Genomic DNA, 20316 nt, shown 5'->3' with positions numbered 1-20316 from the left:
GCACGGGACGGCGACGCCGTTGCGGGATAAGACCTTCCCTAGCCGAGCATCCTGCGGGCGAGGTCGAGCGCGGCAGGGAAATCTCGCGCGAAGCGCAGGCTGTCGCCATCGTCGCGCACACCCATGCGCGCCAACGCCTCGCGTGGCTGCCGTTGCAGGCCGCTGACGATCAGGCGCGTGTCGTGACGACGGCAGCGCTCGACGAGGTTCCTGATCGCATCGATGCCGGAGGCGTCGATCATCGGCACCAGGCGCATGCGCAGGATGAACACGCGCGGCGGCGCGCCGACCGCGCGCAGCACGTCGTCGAGGCGGTTGGCAACGGCGAAGAACAGCGGCCCGGACACCCGATAGGCCTCGACCCCAGCCGGCAGGTCGACACGCTGGTCGCTGGCGAGGTCGGCGGCGCTTTCCTCGGCGTCCTCCTCGATCAGTGCATGATCGGATTCGAGCGCGACGACTTCGCTCATGCGGTGCATGAACAGGAAGGCCGCGAGTACCACGCCGACTTCCACGGCGACGGTGAGATCGAACATCACGGTCAGCAGGAAGGTGACGACGAATACCGCGAGATCACCGCGTGGTGCGTGCAGCAGGTGACGGATGCGCTCGATCTCGCTCATGTTCCAGGCGACCATCAGCAGCAGCGCGGCCATTGCCGGCAGCGGCACGTAGTTCGCCAGGGGCGCGAGGAACAACACGAACAGCAGGATGAACATGGCGTGCGCCATGCCCGCCACCGGCGTGCGCCCGCCGGCACGCACATTGGTCGCGGTGCGCACGATCGCACCGGTCGCCGGCAGACCCCCGACCATGGCTGAGGCGGCATTGGCGACGCCTTGCGCAACCAGTTCACCGTTGGAGCGGTGGCGCCCGCCGATCATGCCGTCGGCGACCACAGCCGACAGCAGCGATTCGACACCCGCGAGGAAGGCAATCGTGAACGAGGCCGGCAGCAGCTCGGCAAGGCGCGCGACTTCGAATTGCGGCAGATGGAACGTCGGCAGGGTCGTCGGGATGCCGCCGAAGCGCGTCGCAATCGTGTCGACCGGTATGTTGAAGGCGAGCACGGCCAGCGAGGCGACGATCACGGCGATGAGGAAGGCCGGCCAGTTCGGCCGCCAGCGCCGCAGTGCCACCAGCAGGGCGAGCGTGGCGAAAGCGACACCGGCCGCCGCCGGCGCGAGACTGCCGATGTGCGCGAAATAGGCCTCCCAGCGTGCGAAGAACTCGGCCGGCAGCTTGTCGATGTCGAGACCGAGCGCGTCCTTGATCTGGCTGGTGAAGATGCTCACCGCGATGCCGGCGGTGAAACCAGTGATGACCGGCTGCGGCATGTACTTCATCAACGTGCCGAGACGCAGCAGACCGGCCAGCACGAGCATCGCCGCTGCCATCAGGGTGGCGATGACGAGGCCGTCATAGCCGAAACGGTCGATGACATTGAACACGACCGGGATGAAGGCCGCGGTCGGGCCGCCGATCTGCACGCGCGAGCCACCAAGCGCGGAAATCAGGAATCCGGCGACGATCGCTGTGTGCAGGCCGACCGCCGGCGACGCGCCCGAGGCAATCGCCAGTGCCATCGACAGCGGCAGGGCGACGATGGCGACGGTCAGGCCGGCGAGGAGGTCGCGACGCAGATCGCGCGCGTGGTAACCCTGGCGCAGCACGGTGACGAGCTTCGGCACGTACAGCCGCCAGCCCGGCGTCGGCGATGCCGGCGGACCATGCATCGGCGAGGAACGGCTCATGCGTGGATCAATTCCGCCTCGAGAGATCCGGCAGGCCGCTGTGCAGGGTCCAGGCCTTGGCTTTTTTGTCGAACTTCCAGACCTGGTTGTCGATGATCGTGCGCATCTCCTGCGTATGCAGGTTGACGACCGCGATCTCGACGCTCTGGCGCACCTCGAAGTCGCTGACCGGGATTGCCGGGCGCTCGTTGTAGGCGGTGAAGCGGACCTGCTTGTAGCGTTCCAGTTCGAGCGTGCTCAACGGGTGCTCGGCACGCCAGGCCGGATTGACGAAACTTTCGGCCTGTTCGATCGAACCCCAGCGGATCGTCGCCGCATATGCGCGCAGGGTTTCGGTGAGCAGCTTGTCGCGCGACTTCGCGTAGGCCGGCGTGGCGAAGGCGACGACAAGTACCGCGCCGACCAGCACCAGCGCGCGCAGCAACGGGCAGACAGGCTTGGCGATCATGGACGGCCTCTCAGGCAGGCGTGGTGATGCCCGATTCTGCCGCATCGGTCGTCACGCCGGAAGGAATGGTCGCTTTGGCCAATGCGACGAAGCGCGCGTGCAGCGTGCAGGCCGGGTTGCCGCTGTCATCGGCAACCACCACGCGCACGCTGACGCGCGCCTTGCCACGCACGCGCAACGTTTCGAGGAAGGCGGAGAAGGATTCGTCCGCGTCGAGACTGGCGGTCGCGGTGAAGTCGTTCCACACCGGCAACAGGTAGCGGATCGTGCTGTCCTGCACATAGATGTCGCAATCGATGCGCGCGTCATCGGCGGCGAGATGGACCAACGACCAGCCGGCCAGGGTCATCACGCCGGCCAGGCTGCCACCGAAGACGCAACCCTTGTCATTGATGTTTGGGGCGAGCGGCGCACTGATTGCCAGCGTCGTCCGATCCCAGGCGCTGATGCGCAGGCCCATCGCCCGCGCCAGCGGGATGTCGGCCAGCAGCGCGCGCTCCAGCGCCTCACGCAGGTCTTTGCTCTCGGTCACCAGCTCATCCTCCTGTCGCCCGGTCAAGGATGCCCTGGCGCGGCGCGCGAGTGTGCGCAATGCCGGCAGCGGCGACAAGCGCGAGGCGGATTCCGCTTCCTTCGCTTCTGCGCAGCGAATGGGAAGGCAGGAGCGCCGGTGGGTGTTCTCGCAGACACCCGCCGGCCCAGTCAGAACCATCTGCCGATGCCACGGATGATGAAGAACCGAAACCCGGTACGGGATGCCGGCCTGCACCGACATGACGGCATCGAGGATCATCAAGGATGCCCTGATCGATCCCGCAATGGCGTCATGACATCCGCAAGCCCCGCCAGAGCGTAGACTGGCGTCACCACGATCCTCACCGCATGACCAACCTCCACCTGCCCCTCGCCGGCGCGACTGTCATCATCACGCGCCCGACCCTGACCGCCGACGCCAGCGTGCGCACGGCACGGCGGCTCGGTGCGCTGGTCGTGCGCCTGCCGGGACTCGGTCTGCGCGCAACCGAGGATCGCGCCACGGCGGCTGCAGGGCTGCGCCGCGCACGCAAGGCGGATGCCTGGATCTTCACCAGTCCGGCCGCCGTGCACTTCGCCTTCGCCCTCGCTCCGGAACTGCGTCCGAGTCGGGCGACACGTGTGTTCGCCGTCGGCGCCGGCACCGCGCGCGCGCTCGGCCGCCATGGCATCGGTGCCATCCATCCGTCGCATTGCCACGACAGTGACGGCCTGCTCGCACTCGACATCCTTGCCGCGCCGCATGGCTGGCAGATCGCCGTCATCGACGCACCGGGCGGGCGCGACGCCATCGCACCGACCCTGCGCGAACGTGGCGCCGCAGTCGAGCGCCTGCACGTCTACCGACGAACCGCGCCGCGCCTCGACCGCCGTCACTTCGCCCGGCTCGCCGCCGCGCCGCTGCCGTGGATCAGCCTGGTTTCGAGCGGCGAGGCGCTCGGTCATCTCGCTGCGGCCCTGCCCGCTGCTCTGGCCAGCCGCTGGCGTGGGCAGGCCTTGGTGGTCAGCAGCCGACGCCTTGCCACCCAGGCCCTGGAGCTGGGGTTCGGCGATGTCCATGTCGCTCGCTCGGCCCTGCCGACCGACCTGTTCGGCTGCGCCGGTATGGTTCTCGCGCGTCATCGCATTTGACGATCCGGCGCTGCCGCGCATGGAGTTCTTCGGCTAGCATGTGCACATGGAAAACGACACCCGCGCGGAGCTGCCGGCGCCGACCCAGCGCAGCGAAGGATCGTCCGACGTCCGTCCCGCAACGCCACCCCGCCGCGGTGGCGCGCGAGGTCTCCTGTTCGTCATCGTCGTGCTGGCCGTGGCCGCTACGGCGTTCTGGTGGCTGCGCGAGACACGCGAGCAGGGCGCACAGCAGGCCGGCGTGCTCGATGCGCGCGTCGAAGCGCTCGCCAGCAGCGGCGAGCAGCTCAAGCGCGAGGTCGAATCGTTGCGCGCACGTCTCGCCGATGCCGAGTCGATCAACCGCAGCCTGCGCGAGGAACTGCTCGGTGCGGCGGAGCGTGCGCGCGCGGTCGAGGATGCAGTCGCCCATCTCGCCGACCAGCGCCTGACCGGCCGCGACGCACTCGCCCTGAACGAAGCCGAGTTCCTGCTCCAGATCGCCACCGAACGTCTGCGCCTGTTCCACGACGCCGCGGCCGCGATCACCGCCTACCGACTTGCCGACAGCGCGCTCGCCGCCGCCGAGGATCCCCTGTTCGCTTCGGTGCGCCAGACCATCGGTGCCGAGATTGCCGCACTCGAAGCCGCGCAGTCCCTGCGTGTCCAGCCCACGCTCGACGCATTGGCCAACCTGCGCGCCCGCCTCGTCAACCTGCCGTCACGAGCGAATGGCTTGGCCGCGCCGGCCGTCGACCCGCCCGAGTCGCGTTTCGCACGCGTGTTCGGCCAGTTCGTGCGCGTCAGCCGCACCGATGCGCAACCGACCTTCGAGGTGCGTGATGCCGCGATCACGCGTTCGCTCGCCGCGCTCGACCTGCGCGCCGCGGAAGCCGCGCTGTTCGCGCGCGACGCCGAAGCCTTCACTGCTGCACTCGTGCGGGCACGTGGCGGGGTCACCGCCGCCTTCGACACTGATGCCGAAGCGGTGCGCAACGTGCTCGGCGAGATCGATCGCCTCGCCGCCACGCCGATGGCGCCGCAACTGCCCGAACTCGGCAGCGCGCTCGGCGAGCTGCGCAACCTGCGTACCTTGCGCGCGCTTTCGCGTGAGGTGCCGCCGCCGGTACAGGATTCGTCACGGTGAAGACCTGGGTCGTCATCCTGCTGTTGCTTGCGGTTGCCGTCGCTGCGGCCTTTGGCTGGCAATGGCTCGCCGCTGATCCCGGCTACGTGCTCGTGCGCGTGCGCGGCCTGTCAATCGAAACCAGCCTCGTGTTTGCCCTGGTCGCCCTGCTCTTCACCTGGGGCGCGCTGAGCCTGGGCTGGCGCTTGCTGCGATGGCCGCTGCGCGCCTGGGGTCGCGCGCAGCGGCGGCGTGGCCGCGAACGCCTCGCCGGCGGCCTTGCCGCATTCGCCGAAGGGCGCTACCTGCAGGCCGAACGCGATCTCGCCAAGGCTGCGAAGCAGCCCGCCCTGCGCGGCCCGGCCCTGCTCGCATTGGCACGTGCGGCGCATGCGCGTGGCGAGGACGAGCGTGCGTCAAGCGCGCTCGACGAAGCCGCACTCGAAGCCGAACCGGCCGCACTCGCGCAACGCGCGAAGTTCCTCGTTGAGCGCGGACGTCACCTCGACGCGCTGGCCTTGCTCAAGCCGAAAGTCGCAACCGGTGCGCTACCGCCGGTTGGCTGGCGCGTGCTGATCGAGGCCGCCCTCGCCGCAGGTGATACCCAGACCGCCTACGATGCGCTGGCGCCGCTCGGCAAGTCGCAATCACTGGCTTCGAGCACGTTCGCCGACCTCGAGGTGCGCGTCCTCGCCGCGCACCTCTCCGCTGCGCCGAGCGCGGCACGCCTCAACACGCTGTGGGGCTCCGCCACGCGCGCACAGCGTCGCCATCCCGTCACCATTGCCGCATTCGCGCGTCGCTCGGCGGCATTCGGCCAGATGCTTGCTGCCATGGACGAGATCGAAGCCGCACAGCGCCGCGAATGGAGCGAAGCCCTCGCCCGCGTCTACGGCGAACTCGGTCCTGCCGAACTGCCGACGCGCACACAGCATGCCGAACACTGGTTGGCGATTGCACCGAACAGTCCGGCCCTGCTGACCACCCTCGGCATTCTCTGCCGCGACCAGCAACTCTGGGGTAAGGCAATCCAGTACCTCGATCGCGCCACTGCGCTTGATGCCGGCGCCCTCGCCTGGGAGGCCCTCGGCAACGCGCACGCCGGCAAGGGCGATGAATCCCTTGCCAACCGGTGCTACGCCAACGCCCTGCGCATCAACCGTGGCGAAACCGCGATCCCGCTCGCGCAGCGCGCCGCCGGCCCGGTCGACACGCATGCGCTGATCGTCGAGGAACGCGACCAGCACGGCGTGCCAAGGTTGCCGAGAGCGGGCTGATCCCGCGCAATCGGGGCCGGTCAACCACCATGCGCCCGATCCTTCATCGGATCGGCCAGCTTCGCGTCTTCGGAGAAATCACGGATCGCCAGCACGAGCGTGCTGAACGCCTCGATCTCGGCGGCGGTCATGTAGGGGTTCCAGGTGTCCATCAGGACGACCACGCGCGTGTGCTCGCTGTGGTTCCAGGCTTCGTGCAGGAAGGTATCGTCGAAGGTGATGCAGCGGCCGAACTGCCAGGCGTGATCGTCGCCACCGACACGCAGGGCGCCATTGCCAGGCACGATCAGCGGAAGATGCGTGACCACGCGCGTGTTGGTGACACCATGGTGCGGGCGGATATGCGAGCCCGGCGTGAGCTTGGAGTACAGGCACTCCGGCGCGTGGCCGCGCAGGCGAACGAGCGGCACTGCGTCGAGTGCCGCTGCCGTGACCGGGCAGCGTGCGCAGTTGTCGTCGTAGCGGCGGCCATGGCGATAGAAGAAATAGGCATCCCAGTGCGGCGTGCCGCGCGTGCCGCTCAGATGCTCCTCGGTTGAGCGTCCGGGCTGGAACTTGAGGAAGGGCTCGAACACGGCTTCGTTGCCGAGCACGGCTTCGAGTTCACCGAGGATCTCCGGCGCGCGTTCTTCGAGCGGCGCATACCACGGAAACAGCGAGCGCTCGAACCAGGGCACGGTTGGTAGATCCGGGAGGTACAGGAACAGTGGCTTCTGGCGTGGGTCCGGATAGTCGGCCGGCAGCGTGCCGAGCCAGATCGACAGGCATTTCGTCACCCGGCGCAATGCGTCAGCACCGTGTTTCGCCTGCAAGGGCTCGAGCAGCTCGGTGAACAGGCGGGCGCGACCCTCGTCGATCACGCGAATCGCGTGCTCGACCAGCGGACGCATCGGCGGCGCCGTTGTCTGCGCGTTGAGCCAGCGCCCCTGGCGCTGCGCGGTGGTTACCGCGCCGAAGAAAGCCGCAACGGCCTCGCGCGTGCGTCCGAGCTCCTCGAGCACGAAACCGAGTTGCAGGCGTGCGATGAAGAAATCAGGCTCGATGCGGATGGCGTCGCGCAGGGCGACCAAGGCCTCGTCGAGGCGACCCTGGCCACGCAGTACCAGGCCGTGGTTGGCGACAACCTGCGCCTCGTCCGCGGCCAATGCACGCGCACGTGCGAGCTGGCGCTCGGCCTCGTCGAGCCGACCTGCGGCGAAGGCACGCATGCCGAGGTGCTGCAATGCCTCGACCGAATCGGGCGAGTTGGCCAGCACGGCGGCGTACAGCCTCTCGGCATCGGCGCCGCGACCATCGCGCACCGCGGTGCGCGCCTGTGCAAGCAGGGTTGCGGTCATCGCCGGCGCAGTGCCCACCGACGACTCAGCGGCGCAAGGCCGCATTGAGCGTGTAGGTGCCTACGATCCGCGCCTCGGCGAGCACGTGGCCATCGATCGCACGGCGGAAGTCGGCGAGCGTAAAGCCGGGTTCGAGACCGAGCGTCGGCACGTCAAGCGCGTAAACACAGAAGTGATAGTGGTGCAGGCGCTCGTCATTCCACGGCGGGCAGGGACCGTCGTAACCGAGGTAACTCCCTCCCATGTCTGCATCGCCGGCGAACCAACCGGTGTAGTCGTTCAGGCCTTGGCGCGAGCCGTTCGGCCCGACCGGCTCACGCTTGCCGCGCGCAACGATGCCGTCGCTGCAACGGCCGGCTCCCAGCTCGCGACACTCTGCCGGGATGTCGACCATCAGCCAGTGCACGAACTCCACGCGCGGCAGGTCGGCGCGTACGTGGCGGCCAACCTGGTTGACATCGTCGCCCACGCTCGGCACGTCGGGATCGATGCAGCTCAGCGCGAACGCACGCGTGCCTGCCGGTACGTCGGTCCAGGCGAGGTGTGGATTGCGGTTCGTCGACAGTACGCAGGGTTCACCGTCCGGCCCCGGCTTGCCGAAGGCAAATTCCGACGGAATCGGCTGCATGTCGTGGAAGCTCTGGCTGCGGATGTGCATGGCATGGCTCCGGCAAGTGGTTCAGGCGTTGGCGTACGGGTCCTTGAGCAGGCGTTCGAATGGCTCGGCGAGTGCCTGCGCGTAGACCTGCCAGTGGCCGTTGGCGAAGCGTGTCGGCAGGCCACCGAGCCCGGTGTCGGTACGCTTGACGAAGTCACCACGAACGAGGCGCTCGACACCGACGAAAGCGGCCAGCTCGCGCGCCGGCGCACCGTCGACGTCGGCCATCACCGTATCGGCATCGACGACGAGATGCGGCAGGCCGCCGTGGGCGACCACATAGCGCACGTGGGCGAACGCGCGTGGCAGCCAATCGACGGCTGCATCGAAGTCGTTGAGGCCGGCATACGGCAACCAGCCAAAAGCGAGCCAGTTCAGGAAGGCGTCACGGATGTCACGATCGACGACGACGACGCGCGTGCCGGGCATCAGGCGCTGCGCGAAGACCAGGTGGCGCGCATCCCAGCGCGGGATCCAGTCGATGATCGGCTTGTCGAGATCGATCTCCATGCGGCGCAGCGGCTCGAGGTACTCCTCCCGCAGCGCACGCACATTCTCCTCGCTCAGCTCGCTGCGCGTGTGATCGAAGGCGCGCGTGTCGAAGCCATCGTTGCGTACCCCCTCGGCACGATCGAGCAGCGCGCTCAGTTGCGGCTGGTCGCCGAGCAGGGCGGCGATGCGTTCGACCCCGCTGCCGGGCGTGCCGACCAGCAGAATCGGTGCATGCGCCCACTTCTCGCCCTGCGCCTGGGCGATGACGCGCGCGTACTCGCTTGCATCCGGCAGCGTTTCCAGGCGCGGCAACATGCCGGTCAGGCCATGTTGTGAGGCACGGAAGTGCTTCACGGCCTCGTCGTAACGGCCTGCACGATCGTGCAGGCGGCCGAGCAGGTTGAGCGAGTGGCGGGCGACGTCATCGCGCGTGGTGCGACCCGCGATCAGGTCGAGCAGGGCCTTGGCGGCCTCGTCGTTGCCGCTGCGAAGGCGCGCGCGCGCACGAATCAGGGTCGCTTCCTGTTCGTCCGGATAGCGCACGGCGAGACGCTCGGCGAGCTCGTTGGCCGCGTCGAAATCACCCATGCGTTCCCGCTGCCTGGCCAGTTCGAGCACGACCTGGTCGTTGGACGGATCACGGTCATGCAGCACCTGCCATTCATCGACGGCCTCGACGTCGCGGCCGAGCTGGGTGTTCAGCATCGCGCGCTCGGCACGCCAGCGGGTTTGCAGCGGAAACCGCTCGATGCGCTCATCGAGCAAGGCGAGCGCTTCCCGCGCGCGGCCGAGCTGGCGCAAGCACCACAGCAAGGCCTCGAAGCCGGCTTCGTGATGTGGTGCACGCTCGAGCGCGCGGCGGTACTGGGCGACCGCGTCCTCGTGGCGGCCAAGCGCTCGGTAGACGTCACCGAGGCCAAGTTCGCCAGCCAGCTCGAAGTTGCGTCTGTTGAGCAGGGAACGCATGAACGGCTCGGCCTCGGCCGCGCGGTGTTCGCGCAGCAGGAGCTGCCCGAGCGCATTGCTCGCGTGTGCCTGGCCGGGCTGCAGCTCCAGCGCACGGCGGAACGACTGCTCGGCGAACGCGATCATGCCCCGCTTGACGAAACCGCGACCGAGCGCGAAAGCGACCGAGGCGTCGTTCGGCGAAAGGTCGGCCGCGCGCGACAGGTATTTCATCGCCGTATCGATGTCCTCGCGATCGAGCGCGATCATGCCGAGACCGGCATAGGCCTGCGCATCCTCCTCGACACGCAGCGCGGTGCGGAAGTACTGCTCGGCGAGGGTCGGATCAGCGTTGAGCATGGCGATATGGCCCAGCGTGGAATGCGCGCCGGCGCTGTTCGGATCGAGCGCGAGCGCCTGTTCGTAGGCAGTGCGCGACCGTTCGATGTTGCCGAGCTGGAACTGTATGGCGCCAAGCATGAGCAGCAGGCGCGGTTGTTCGGGCGCGAGCTCATGGGCGCGCCGGATCAGCGTCGCCGCCTCCTCGAGGTCGCCGCGCGCGCGGCGCACGACTCCCAGCAGACGCAAGGCCTCGCCGTCATTCGGATTCGCGGCGAGCAGCTCGCGGTAGCCCTGCTCGGCCTCTTCAAGGCGGCCCTGGCGGTGCAGTTCGAGGGTTTCTTCTCTGGTCATGGTCATTCGGTATGGGAGGGCCGGGGCCGCACGGGGACCGTACATTATGCCGCACGACGGCGATTCGGCCCGCAGGACGCTGCGTGCCTCCGTGCTAGGCTCAGCGGCCCGCACCTCGAACCGAATCCGCCGGAACCGCCACCGATGGGAGCCAACCAGGACCTCGCCACCCTGTTGCGCGCGCGCACGCCATTGCTGGTCGTCGAAACGCCCGAGGAAAAACGCGTCATCGAAAGTTTCCGGCACGCCATCGCGCAGAGCCTGCGCCCGCTGTACCAGTGGAGCATCACCGATGGCCTGCGTCGGCTGGACATGGACGACGACGAGATCGAAGGCCTGCCCGATGCCACGCTCACCCTGACCACGATCAAGCAGCGCCCCGAGCCAGCCGTGTTCCTGCTGCTCGATTTCCAGCCGTACCTGCGCTACACGATGACGCTGCGCCTGCTGCGCGAGATCGTGCTGCGCCAGGATGCCGCCGAACATACCCTCGTGCTGGTCGGCGCGCGCATCGAACTGCCCGACGACCTTGCACCGATGGCGACGCGCTTCGAGCTCGCCCTGCCCGATGCCGACGCGCTGGCGAAGATCGTGCGCGAGGAGGCGTTCAACTATTCGCGCGAGCACGGCCGGCGCGTCGAAGTCGATCCCGAGGCCGCGCGCACCGTCGTGCGCAACCTGCGCGGCCTCACCGTCGCCGACGCCCGGCGCATCGTGCGCAAGTTGATCTATGCCGACGGCGCGCTCGGGCCCGCCGACCTGCCCGAACTCGCCAAGGCCAAGTTCGCCCTGCTCGACCGCGACAATCTGCTGCACTTCGAGTACGAAACCGCACGCTTCACCGATGTCGCCGGCCTCGGCCGCCTCAAGCGCTGGATCGCCCAGCGCGAACCGGCCTTCGTCGGCCGCAAGATGCCGGTCAGGCTCGACCCACCGAAAGGCATCCTCCTGCTCGGCGTGCAGGGCTGCGGCAAAAGTCTCGCCGCCAAGGCCGTTGCCGGCGGCTTCGGCGTGCCCCTGCTGCGCCTGGACATCGGCGCGCTGTACAACAAGTACCATGGCGAAACCGAGCGCAACCTGCGCGGCGCGCTGAAGAGCGCCGAATTGCTAGCGCCCTGCGTGCTCTGGCTCGACGAGATCGAGAAAGCGCTCGCCACCGCCGGCAACGACGATGGCGTCTCGCGCCGCGTGCTTGGATACCTGCTCACCTGGATGGCCGAGCGCAAGACACCGGTCTTCCTCGTCGCCACCGCCAACGACGTGCAGGCACTGCCACCCGAACTGCTGCGCAAGGGTCGCTTCGACGAGATCTTCTTCGTCGACCTGCCGGACGAAGCGACCCGCGTCGAACTCGTCCGCATCCACCTCGCCAAGCGCGATCTCGACCCGGCGCAGTTCGACCTGGCCGAGGTCGCCCGCGCCAGCGCAGGTTTCTCCGGCGCGGAAATCGAACAACTCGTCGTCGCCGGTCTGTACGCCGCCGCCGCCGCCAACCGCCCGCTCGATACCGCCCATCTCATCGACGAAGCGCGCGCCACGCGCCCGCTCTCGGTGATGATGGCCAGCCAGGTCGAGGCCTTGCGTGCCTGGGCGCGGGAAAGGACGGTGCCGGCGGATTGAACTGCCAGGGCCGGCGCGGCGATTGCCATCGGCGCGCCCATCCGCGCGGTGACCCGCGCAGCCGACCCTGGTGCGTGTCACTGCCCGCATGCCATGCACAGGGGGAAGCCATGAACCACATTGATCTCGTCGCGCTGCTTGCCGTGGTGCAGCTGGTGTTCTTCGCGATCCTGGTCGGCCGCGCGCGCGGCCGATACGGCGTCAAGGCACCGGCCGTGTCCGGACACGAGATGTTCGAGCGTGCCTACCGGGTGCAGATGAACACCCTCGAGCTGATGGTGATGTTCCTGCCCGCGCTGTACATCGCCGCGAAATACTGGCCGGCGCAGTACATCGCGGGCATCGGTGCCGTGTACCTGATCGGCCGGCTCATCTACTGGCGCAGCTATACCGCCGCACCGGCGCGACGTGGTCTGGGTTTCGCGCTGTCCATGATTCCGGTGCTTGCCCTGCTCATCGCCGGCCTGGTCGGGATCATCCGCAACGCTGCCGGCTGAGTGTTCGCACCCGCTTCGATCACGCCGCCGGTTGGCCATGCGAACGGTGGATGTCCGGGCCGCGCGGCGCACCCCGGTCAGGTGCCTGGATCGTCGGCTCGTCGCGACGCGCTCAGCCGTGCCGCCATCCGCTCGGCGATGTAGTCCTCGGTCCAGCTTCTCAGCGAGAGATCGCGGATGAAGCCGCAGTGGCCGCCACCGGGGGCGATGTCGAGTTCGGCGATGGGCGGCAGGACCAGGACGTGGAAGTCCTCGACCGGGATGATCGGGTCGTCGGCGGCGGTGAGGATGGTGGCAGGCACGGCGAGCGCGGCGAGGCGGTCGCCGGCGATCGAGTAGCCGTCGAGGTAGGCCTCCAGCGTGCCGAAGTCGGTGTGGCGCTGGACCAGCATGCGGGTCATCTCCCGCAGGTTGCCGCGCAGGTCGGCGGCATCGAACAGGTCGGCATCGGGAAAAGCGCGCTGCTTGAGCAGCAGCGAGCGGCGCCATTTGCGCAGGAAGTAGTGTTCGTAGAACCACGGCGCCGACTCGATCGCGTGCAGCACGCCGCGCGGGTTGATGGCCGGACAGACGGCCAGCGCGTAGCTCAGGTCGATGCCGGCGCCGGGTGCGCGCAGGGCGACGCGCAGGGCGAAGTTGCCGCCTAGCGAGAAGCCGGCGACGGCCAGGGGCCATCGCGGGAACATGCGCGAGATCGCACCGACCGCACCGACGACTTCATCGATCCGGCAGGAGTGGAACAGGCCACGGTTGAGATGATGTGTGTCGCCGTGGTCGCGGAAGTTGAGGCGGAACACGTCGAAGCCCTCGGCGAGCAGGCGCGCGCCGGTGTGCAGCAGGTAACTCGAGGTGACGCTGCCTTCCCAGCCGTGCAGCAGGACGACGAGGCCGCGCGCCTGCGCCTGCGCGCGCTGCGCGGTGTGGAATCCCTGCAGACGCACTCCGTCGCCGCAGTCGAGCACATGTGCGACGGCACCGTCCTCGAGCAGGGCGCGTCGGCGCGCATGCAGCAGGCGGCGTACGCCGCTGGAGGCGAGCACGGATTGCACATGCGGATTGCGCAGCAGGCGGGGCGGCCGGTAGTCGGCCGCGTTCACTCCTCGACTCCGCGACGTTTCTTCGTGTCGACTTGGCCGAGCGCGGCCATGATGCGTGCGCGCGACTCCTCGGCCATGCGCCGGCGCGCATCGGGCGTCGATTGCACCGGTTCGAGGAAGTGCACCTCGGCATCCATCGACGGATTGCCGAGCAGGCGGAAGAAATTGCCGGCGAAGTGTTCGCCCCGCGCGAACGGCACAGCGGGGTCCTGGCGACCGTCGCGGCCATAGCGCAGCGCTACCGGCTGCACCGGCACCTCGGCATCGAGCGCGGCCTGGAACACGCGCGCATGGAAGACGCGCACCTCGTCGCCGCGGCCGGTGCCACCTTCGGGGAAGATGCCGACCGGGCGACCGCCACGCAGCCGTTCGACCACGCGCTCCATCACCGAATTCATCGAATGGGTGTTGCCACGCTGGTGGTAGATCGTGCCGGCGCGGGTGGCCAGCCAGCCGACCAGTGGCCAGCGCGCGATCTCGCTCTTGGCGACGAAGCTGATCGCGCGTTGGCTGTGCATCAACTCGATGTCGAGCCAGGAGATGTGGTTGGCCACGTACATGACCGCGCCGGGCAGCGGCGTGCCGAAGCGACGGATGCGGAAACCAAACAGACGCACCATCGTGCCCGACCACCAGCTGATCATGACGTGGTCGAAGCGACGCCGGCCGATCGGGATCTTCGCGAACCAGGGATTGAGCGAGAGCACCGCCAGTGGCAGCGACAGGGCGATGTGCAGCGCGAGCAGTGGCGTGCGCACCACGTAGCGCACGGGCCGCATGAAATCGCGGCGGCGCGGCAGGGTCGTGCTGTCCGTGGATGCGCTCATCGAGACGCTATCGTACCGGAACGATGCGGCGGTGCGGCATGAGCCGGGGATTCCTGCTTCGCGCTGCGGGGGGACGGCGACGGCGGCCCGGGGCGGACCGTGCGGTGGCACGACGCACCCACCTGGATCGTGTGGCCTTCCGTCCCGGCGTCACGCCAGCGCGCGGGAATCGCCGTGACGCACGGCGGTTGCCGTTGGTGACGGGCGCGGTTAGCCTGCGCGCCCCGCGCATTCCAGCCCTGAAGGAACCCCATGAACAAGCGTATCGCTGCAGCCGTGCTTGCCGCCGTCGGCTGCATCGGCCATGCCCTCGCCGCGGCTGACGCTGTCGACATCCCGTACACGCGCCACGTGCTGCCGAATGGCCTGACCCTGATCGTGCACGAGGACCACAAGGCTCCGGTGGTCGCGGTCAGCATCTGGTACCACGTCGGCTCGGCCGACGAACCGGCCGGCAAGACGGGTTTCGCGCACCTGTTCGAACACCTGATGTTCTCGGGCTCGGAGAACCACAAAGGCACCTGGTTCGGGCCGTTCGAGAAGGTCGGCGCGACCGACCAGAACGGCACCACCTGGTTCGACCGCACGAACTACTTCCAGACCGTACCGACCACCGCGCTCGACATGACGCTGTGGCTGGAATCCGATCGCATGGGTCATCTGCTCGGCGCCATCGGCCAGCACGAACTCGACACCCAGCGTGGCGTCGTGCAGAACGAGAAGCGCCAGGGCGAGAACCGCCCGTACGGACGCGTCGAGGAAAACATCCTCGCCAACACCTTCCCGGCCAATCATCCGTACCAGCACGACACGATCGGCTCGATGGCCGACCTCGACGCGGCCTCGCTGGATGACGTCAAGCAGTGGTTCCACGACTACTACGGCGCGGCCAATACGACCATCGTTCTGGCCGGTGATGTCACGCCTGCCGTGGCGCTGGACAAGGTCACCCGTTACTTCGGCGACATTCCGGCCGGCCCACCGGTGCCGCGCCAGCAGCCCTGGGTCGCGCAACGCACGACCTCGACGCGCGGCGAACAGGTCGACCATGTCGCCCAGGTGCGCATCCATCGCGTGTGGAACGTCGCCGAGCTCGGCCATGCCGACCAGCCGCTGCTCACGCTCGCCGCCGCTGCGCTCGGCGGCAGCAAGACCTCACGCCTGTACGAACGCCTCGTCTACAAGGACAAGCTGGTCGACGATGTCTCCGTCGAGGTGGCACCGTTCGCCCTGGTCAGCCAATTCATGCTCAGTGCCGATGTGCGTTCCGGCGTCGACCCGGCCCGGGTCGAGAAGGCCATCGCCGAGGAGTGGAAGAAGTTCCTCGCCGAGGGGCCGACCGACGACGAGCTTGCGCGCGCGAAGATGGCGAGTCGTGCCGGATTCATCCGCGGCCTCGAGAAAGTCGGCGGCTTCAGCGGCAAGGCCACCGTGCTGGCCGAAGCGCAGGTCTACCGCGGCAGCCCGGATGCCTGGAAGATCGACTACCAGCGCCTGCAGGCGGCGACGCCGGCCAGCGTGAAGGCGGCGGCGAAGCGCTGGATCGCAAAAGGTGACTACACGCTGGTCGTGCGCCCGCCGAAGGAAGGCGAGGCGATCGACGAGGCGCCGCCGAAGGCTCTCGGCCCGGCCAAAGGCAAGCCGGCGCCGAAGCTGCCGCCCAAGCGCGAGTACGCGACAGTCAAGAGCAACGTCGACCGCAGTGCCGGCGTCCCCGCAGTGACCACGTTCCCGGCGCTGAGCTTTCCGGCGGTCGAGCGCGGCAGGCTCGCCAACGGCATCGAGGTCGTGCTCGCGCGGCGCGACACGATTCCGGTCGTGCAGATCCAGCTGCAGTTCGCCGCCGGCTATGCCAGCGACGTCGGTCGCCCGCTTGGCACCTCGTCGTTCGCCATGGCCATGCTCGACGAAGGCACACAGGCACTCGACTCGCTCGAGATCGCCCGCCGCAGCCAGCGCCTCGGCGCACGCATCAATTCCGGTTCGGGCCTCGACGCCTCGTCGGTTTCGCTCAATGCACTCAAAGCCGAACTCGAACCTTCGCTGGCATTGTTCGCTGACATCGTGCGCAACCCGGCCTTCCGCGAAGCCGACATCGAACGCGTGCGTGGCCAATGGCTGGCCGGCATCGCCCAGGAGAAGACCGAAGCCGGTGCGCTTGCCCTGCGCGCGCTGCCGCCACTGCTGTACGGCGAGGGTCATCCGTACGCGATTCCGTTCACCGGCAGCGGCACGGAGGCCTCGATCGGCGCGATCGATGCAGCGGAACTGAAGCGTTTCCACAGCGAACTGATCCGCCCGGACAATGTGCGCGTGCTCGTCGCCGGTGACATCGAACTCGACGAGATCGTCGCCGCGCTCGACCGCCATTTCGGCCGATGGCCGGCGACACGCATCGCCCTGCCGCCCAAGCGGGCGATTCCAGCGGTCGCCGCACAGAAGCAGGCGCGCGTTTTCCTGATCGACCGTCCGGCGGCCCCGCAGACCCTGATCTTCGCCGGTGCGCTGGCGCCGTCGACCACGGCCGCCAACAACATCGAACTCGCGACCATGAACGCCGTGTTCGGTGGCACCTTCACCTCGCGCCTCAACATGAACCTGCGTGAGGACAAGCGTTGGGCCTACGGCGCGCGCAGCTCGATGAGTGACGCGCTCGGACAACGCCCATTCATTGCCTCGGTGTCCGTGCAGACCGACAAGACCGCCGAGTCCATCACCGAGATCCTTCGCGAATCGCGTGCCATCGTCGGCGAGCGCCCGCCGAGCGCGGACGAGATCACCAAGATCCGGGAACAGCGTGTGCGCGCACTGCCGGGCAGCTACGAGACCACCGCCGCGGTACTCGGCACGCTGTCCAGCAATGCGCTGTACGGCCGCCCGGACGACTACGCGACCACGCTGAAGGCACGCTACGAAGGCCTGAAGGATGCCGACATCGAAGCCGCCGCGCGCGAGGTCATCCGTGCCGACACCTACACCTGGGTCGTGGTCGGTGATCTCGCGAAGATCGAGGAGCCGGTCCGCGCCCTCGGCCTCGGCGAGGTCAAGGTGCTCGATGCCGACGGCAAGGTCGTGCGCTGACCACTTCGCTCCCCCTGCACCGCGGGGGGCGCTGCCAAGAGGGTTGAGGGGATGCTTTTCGCCTGTGCCGGGCAACCGCGACCATTCAGCATCATCCCGCTAGCCTGAACGCCCTTTTCCATCGCCGATCATGCATCGATGAAAGCCCTGTTCGCCGCCGCCCTCGTCGTTCCGCTCGCCGCCTGCAGTTGGGGCATCAAGCTCGATGCCGCCGGCAGCCGCGTGCGCGTGGCCTGGAACGACGACGTCGGCGCCTGCCGCAACCTCGGCACGATCACCGTCTCGGTGCTCGACAAGCTCGGCCCGGTCAACCGCCGCAACACCAAGGTCAACGACGAGCTCGACATCATGGCGCGCAACGAAGGCGCCAGCATGGGCGCAGACACGGTCAAGCCACTCGGTGCCGTCGTCAATGGTGAACAACGCTGGGGCGCCTACCAGTGCGGCGATCATCTGCGTCCACCGGCCACGCAGCGACCCTCCTCCGCCGACGGCGGCGCGGAGACGTTTCCGATCCGCTGAGTTCATTTCCCGTGAGCGGCTCCTGCGCGGAGCGCTCCGGTCGCGATCCATCCCGATGACGCGCCGGCCCGCGCCATGAGGGACATCATCGCGGAAGCCGTCCGACAGCCCGCTCCGGGCGCGTGCCCTGCCGCTGGTTTTCGCGCCGAAACGTCGATTCCGCCACGCTCCCGCAGGTCTCCCCTCGAAATCCCCCACGGTTTTCCTGCACACTTCGCGGCAGGGGCCGTCGCCGCGCGACGGAAGCACGAGCGTCATGCAGATACTTCTGACCGGAGCAACCGGTTTCCTCGGACGCAGCATCGCCGCCGCGCTCGCCGCGCGGGGACATCGCGTGCGCGCGCTGGTGCGCCGCGAACACCCGGCCCTGGCCGCCGCCGGGGTCGAGCAGAAGCCCGGCAGCATCAGCGGTTTCGACGATGTCGTCGAGGCGGCGATCGGTTGTGATGCGGTCGTGCATGCCGCCGGCTGCGTCGATCCACTGGCCAGCATCGAGGCACTGCACGAGGCCAACCTGCGCTCGACCGACTGCGTGCTCGGTGCCTGCGAACTGGTCGGCGTACCGCGCCTGCTGTTGACCTCGTGCGCCAGCGTCGTCATCGGCAACGAAGATCTCGATGGCGTCGATGAGAGCCGGCCGTATCCGCCCCGCTGGTCGACGCCAATGCCGCATACCAAGGCACTCGCAGAACAACGCGTGCTCGCTGCCAACGGCAGCAACCTCGCCACCTGCGTGCTGCGCCCGCACCTGCTCTGGGGCAATGGCGAAGCCAGGTTCATCCCGGCTCTGCTCGATCTCGCCCGGCGCGGCAAGCTGCGCCTGTTCGGCGAACCCGACAAGCGCATCGATCCCTGCCATGTCGACAACGCGGCCGAAGCGCACGCGCTCGCGATCGAGCGCCTCGCGCCTGGTTCGCCGATTGCCGGCAAGACCTACTTCATCGCCCAGGGCGAACCGCTGACGATCGAAGCCTTCCTCAACGCACTGCTGCGCGCCGGTGGTTTTCCGCCGGAAAAGCGCCGCCTGGCCGGCCTGACCGCGCGCGCCTTTGCCGCCGGCGCCCGCCTGCAGGGCGACGATGGCCCATCGCCACTGGTCAACGCCAACATGCTCGACCTGTTCAACCACGCAAGCTGGTTCAACCTCAGCGCCGCGAAACGCGATTTCGGCTACGTGCCGAAGGTGAGCATGACCGAAGGCATCACTCGCCTGCAGACGCAACTGGCGCGCGAGCGCCTGCTCAGCCGCGGTTGATCGGCCCCGCCCAGCACCTGGGCGAGCGCAGCATCTTCAGAACCGCCCGTCGCGGTAATCCCTGACCGCCTGCATGATCTCGTCCTGCGTGTTCATGACGAACGGGCCGTACTTCGCCACCGGCTCGTGCAGCGGGCGGGCGGCGACGAGGATCATGCGCGCAGGTGCGTCGGCCGCGATCTGCACGCCACCGCCCTCACCGAGCACGGCGAGCTGGCCGCGCTGCACGCGCTCGCTGCCGATCGTGGCATCACCGGCGTAGACGTAGGCGAAGGCGCTGTGCGCGGCCGGCAGCGGGACGTCGAGGGCTGCGCCGCCATCCAGATGCAGGTCGAGGTAGAGCGGTGCGGTGGTGATGCCCTGCACCGGCCCTTCGACGCCACCGAAGGTTCCGGCGATCACGCGCACCGTCGCGCCCGCTGCGGCGGCGACTTCGGGCACCGCCTCCGGCGCGATGTCCTGGTAGCGCGGCGCGCGCATCTTCTCGTGCGCGGGCAGATTCACCCAGAGCTGGAAGCCCCACATCAGGCCGTCTTCCTGCTCGGGCATCTCCGAATGCACGATGCCGCGCCCTGCGGTCATCCACTGCACGCTGCCGGCGGTCAACAGGCCTCTGTTGCCCTGGTTGTCAGCGTGGCGCATGCGTCCGGCGAGCATGTAGGTGACCGTCTCGAAGCCACGGTGCGGATGGCTCGGGAAACCGGCGATGTAGTCGCCGGCCTGGTCGGAGCGGAACTCGTCGAGCATCAGGAACGGATCGAGCATCGTGAATCCCTGCGTGCCGATCACGCGGTTGAGCTTGACGCCAGCGCCATCGCTGGTTGGCTGGCCATGCACGAGGCGTGTGACGCGCCGAGGGGAGGTGGTCATTGGAGGACTCCGGTTGCGCAATTCCGGCAAGGTGGACCTGCGCCATGCGCGCGACAAGGCGGCATGAGTGGATGGCTTGGCGCGCCGGAGTGAACAATCGAGCAGAGAAGGCTGGCCCTGTTGATTCGGCCTGCAAATTGTCCTGCGTAGACGCCCCACGCTGGTCCGGCGCA

The 20316-nt window shown here is 68.4% G+C and carries 17 protein-coding genes; 8 read left to right on the top strand and 9 right to left on the bottom strand.

Annotation, left to right across the window (positions count from 1 at the left end):
* Nucleotides 1-38: 38 nt before the first annotated feature.
* From KF907_RS04465 to KF907_RS04455, 3 genes are read right to left on the bottom strand one after another with little or no spacing between them, the layout of a single operon-like run.
* Nucleotides 39-1754 carry a SulP family inorganic anion transporter gene (locus KF907_RS04465; RefSeq protein WP_291218602.1) on the bottom strand — a complete coding sequence of 572 codons (1716 nt, stop codon included), beginning with the start codon at nucleotides 1752-1754 and terminating at the stop codon, nucleotides 39-41.
* A gap of 7 nt (nucleotides 1755-1761) precedes the next feature.
* Complete coding sequence (locus tag KF907_RS04460; protein WP_291218600.1) at nucleotides 1762-2202, bottom strand: hypothetical protein; 441 nt, start codon at nucleotides 2200-2202, stop codon at nucleotides 1762-1764.
* Between the two features lie 10 nt (nucleotides 2203-2212).
* Nucleotides 2213-2734, bottom strand: coding sequence for a YiiD C-terminal domain-containing protein (locus tag KF907_RS04455; RefSeq protein WP_291218598.1), 522 nt, complete (start codon nucleotides 2732-2734; stop codon nucleotides 2213-2215).
* Between the two features lie 350 nt (nucleotides 2735-3084).
* Between KF907_RS04455 and KF907_RS04450 the strand changes: the two genes are divergently transcribed.
* From KF907_RS04450 to KF907_RS04440, 3 genes are read left to right on the top strand one after another with little or no spacing between them, the layout of a single operon-like run.
* Complete coding sequence (locus KF907_RS04450) at nucleotides 3085-3867, top strand: uroporphyrinogen-III synthase (RefSeq protein ID WP_291218596.1); 783 nt, start codon at nucleotides 3085-3087, stop codon at nucleotides 3865-3867.
* Between the two features lie 46 nt (nucleotides 3868-3913).
* A complete protein-coding gene (locus tag KF907_RS04445; RefSeq protein WP_291218594.1) occupies nucleotides 3914-4993 on the top strand; it encodes a uroporphyrinogen-III C-methyltransferase in 1080 nt (359 codons plus the stop codon).
* Nucleotides 4990-6249 (top strand): heme biosynthesis HemY N-terminal domain-containing protein, encoded by a 1260-nt coding sequence (locus tag KF907_RS04440; protein ID WP_291218592.1) that lies wholly within the window; start codon nucleotides 4990-4992, stop codon nucleotides 6247-6249. Before KF907_RS04445 ends, KF907_RS04440 begins: the two co-directional genes overlap by 4 nt.
* Before the next feature lie 20 nt (nucleotides 6250-6269).
* On the opposite strand, the gene KF907_RS04435 is transcribed toward KF907_RS04440, so the two are convergent.
* The 3 genes from KF907_RS04435 to KF907_RS04425 are packed head-to-tail and all read right to left on the bottom strand — an operon-like array spanning nucleotide 6270 to nucleotide 10374.
* The gene (locus KF907_RS04435) at nucleotides 6270-7604 is read right to left on the bottom strand and encodes an aspartyl/asparaginyl beta-hydroxylase domain-containing protein (RefSeq protein WP_291218590.1); all 1335 of its coding nucleotides are present in this window, start codon (nucleotides 7602-7604) and stop codon (nucleotides 6270-6272) included.
* A gap of 7 nt (nucleotides 7605-7611) precedes the next feature.
* A complete protein-coding gene (locus tag KF907_RS04430) occupies nucleotides 7612-8244 on the bottom strand; it encodes a YbhB/YbcL family Raf kinase inhibitor-like protein (protein WP_291218588.1) in 633 nt (210 codons plus the stop codon).
* A 21-nt stretch (nucleotides 8245-8265) separates the two neighbouring features.
* Nucleotides 8266-10374, bottom strand: coding sequence for a tetratricopeptide repeat protein (locus tag KF907_RS04425; RefSeq protein WP_291218586.1), 2109 nt, complete (start codon nucleotides 10372-10374; stop codon nucleotides 8266-8268).
* 144 nt (nucleotides 10375-10518) lie between these two features.
* On the opposite strand from KF907_RS04425, the gene KF907_RS04420 reads away from it, so the two are divergent.
* Nucleotides 10519-11994 carry an AAA family ATPase gene (locus KF907_RS04420; RefSeq protein ID WP_291218585.1) on the top strand — a complete coding sequence of 492 codons (1476 nt, stop codon included), beginning with the start codon at nucleotides 10519-10521 and terminating at the stop codon, nucleotides 11992-11994.
* Between the two features lie 110 nt (nucleotides 11995-12104).
* Nucleotides 12105-12491, top strand: a complete 387-nt coding sequence (locus tag KF907_RS04415) for an MAPEG family protein (RefSeq protein ID WP_291218583.1) — start codon at nucleotides 12105-12107, stop codon at nucleotides 12489-12491.
* Between the two features lie 77 nt (nucleotides 12492-12568).
* Here KF907_RS04415 and KF907_RS04410 read toward each other — a convergent pair whose 3' ends face one another.
* Nucleotides 12569-13588: a YheT family hydrolase gene (locus KF907_RS04410; RefSeq protein WP_291218581.1), complete on the bottom strand. Its 1020-nt coding sequence runs from the start codon at nucleotides 13586-13588 to the stop codon at nucleotides 12569-12571.
* A complete protein-coding gene (locus tag KF907_RS04405; protein ID WP_291218579.1) occupies nucleotides 13585-14415 on the bottom strand; it encodes a lysophospholipid acyltransferase family protein in 831 nt (276 codons plus the stop codon). Before KF907_RS04405 ends, KF907_RS04410 begins: the two co-directional genes overlap by 4 nt.
* 252 nt (nucleotides 14416-14667) lie before the next feature.
* Between KF907_RS04405 and KF907_RS04400 the strand changes: the two genes are divergently transcribed.
* The 3 genes from KF907_RS04400 (at nucleotide 14668) to KF907_RS04390 (ending at nucleotide 19273) form a co-directional block, all read left to right on the top strand.
* The gene (locus KF907_RS04400) at nucleotides 14668-17496 is read left to right on the top strand and encodes a M16 family metallopeptidase (RefSeq protein WP_343214751.1); all 2829 of its coding nucleotides are present in this window, start codon (nucleotides 14668-14670) and stop codon (nucleotides 17494-17496) included.
* A 138-nt stretch (nucleotides 17497-17634) separates the two neighbouring features.
* Nucleotides 17635-18018 carry a DUF4156 domain-containing protein gene (locus tag KF907_RS04395; RefSeq protein WP_291218577.1) on the top strand — a complete coding sequence of 128 codons (384 nt, stop codon included), beginning with the start codon at nucleotides 17635-17637 and terminating at the stop codon, nucleotides 18016-18018.
* A 256-nt stretch (nucleotides 18019-18274) separates the two neighbouring features.
* Entirely contained in the window at nucleotides 18275-19273 is a 999-nt protein-coding gene (locus KF907_RS04390) for an NAD-dependent epimerase/dehydratase family protein (protein ID WP_291218575.1), read from the top strand.
* 36 nt (nucleotides 19274-19309) lie between these two features.
* Here KF907_RS04390 and KF907_RS04385 read toward each other — a convergent pair whose 3' ends face one another.
* Nucleotides 19310-20143 (bottom strand): pirin family protein, encoded by an 834-nt coding sequence (locus KF907_RS04385; RefSeq protein ID WP_291218573.1) that lies wholly within the window; start codon nucleotides 20141-20143, stop codon nucleotides 19310-19312.
* Between the last annotated feature and the right edge of the window lie 173 nt (nucleotides 20144-20316).

The sequence above is a fragment of the Dokdonella sp. genome (assembly GCF_019634775.1).
Taxonomy (GTDB): Bacteria; Pseudomonadota; Gammaproteobacteria; order Xanthomonadales; family Rhodanobacteraceae; genus Dokdonella.
The sequence above is the reverse complement of the archived record's forward strand: the minus strand, read 5'-3'. Positions and strand labels throughout refer to the sequence as shown.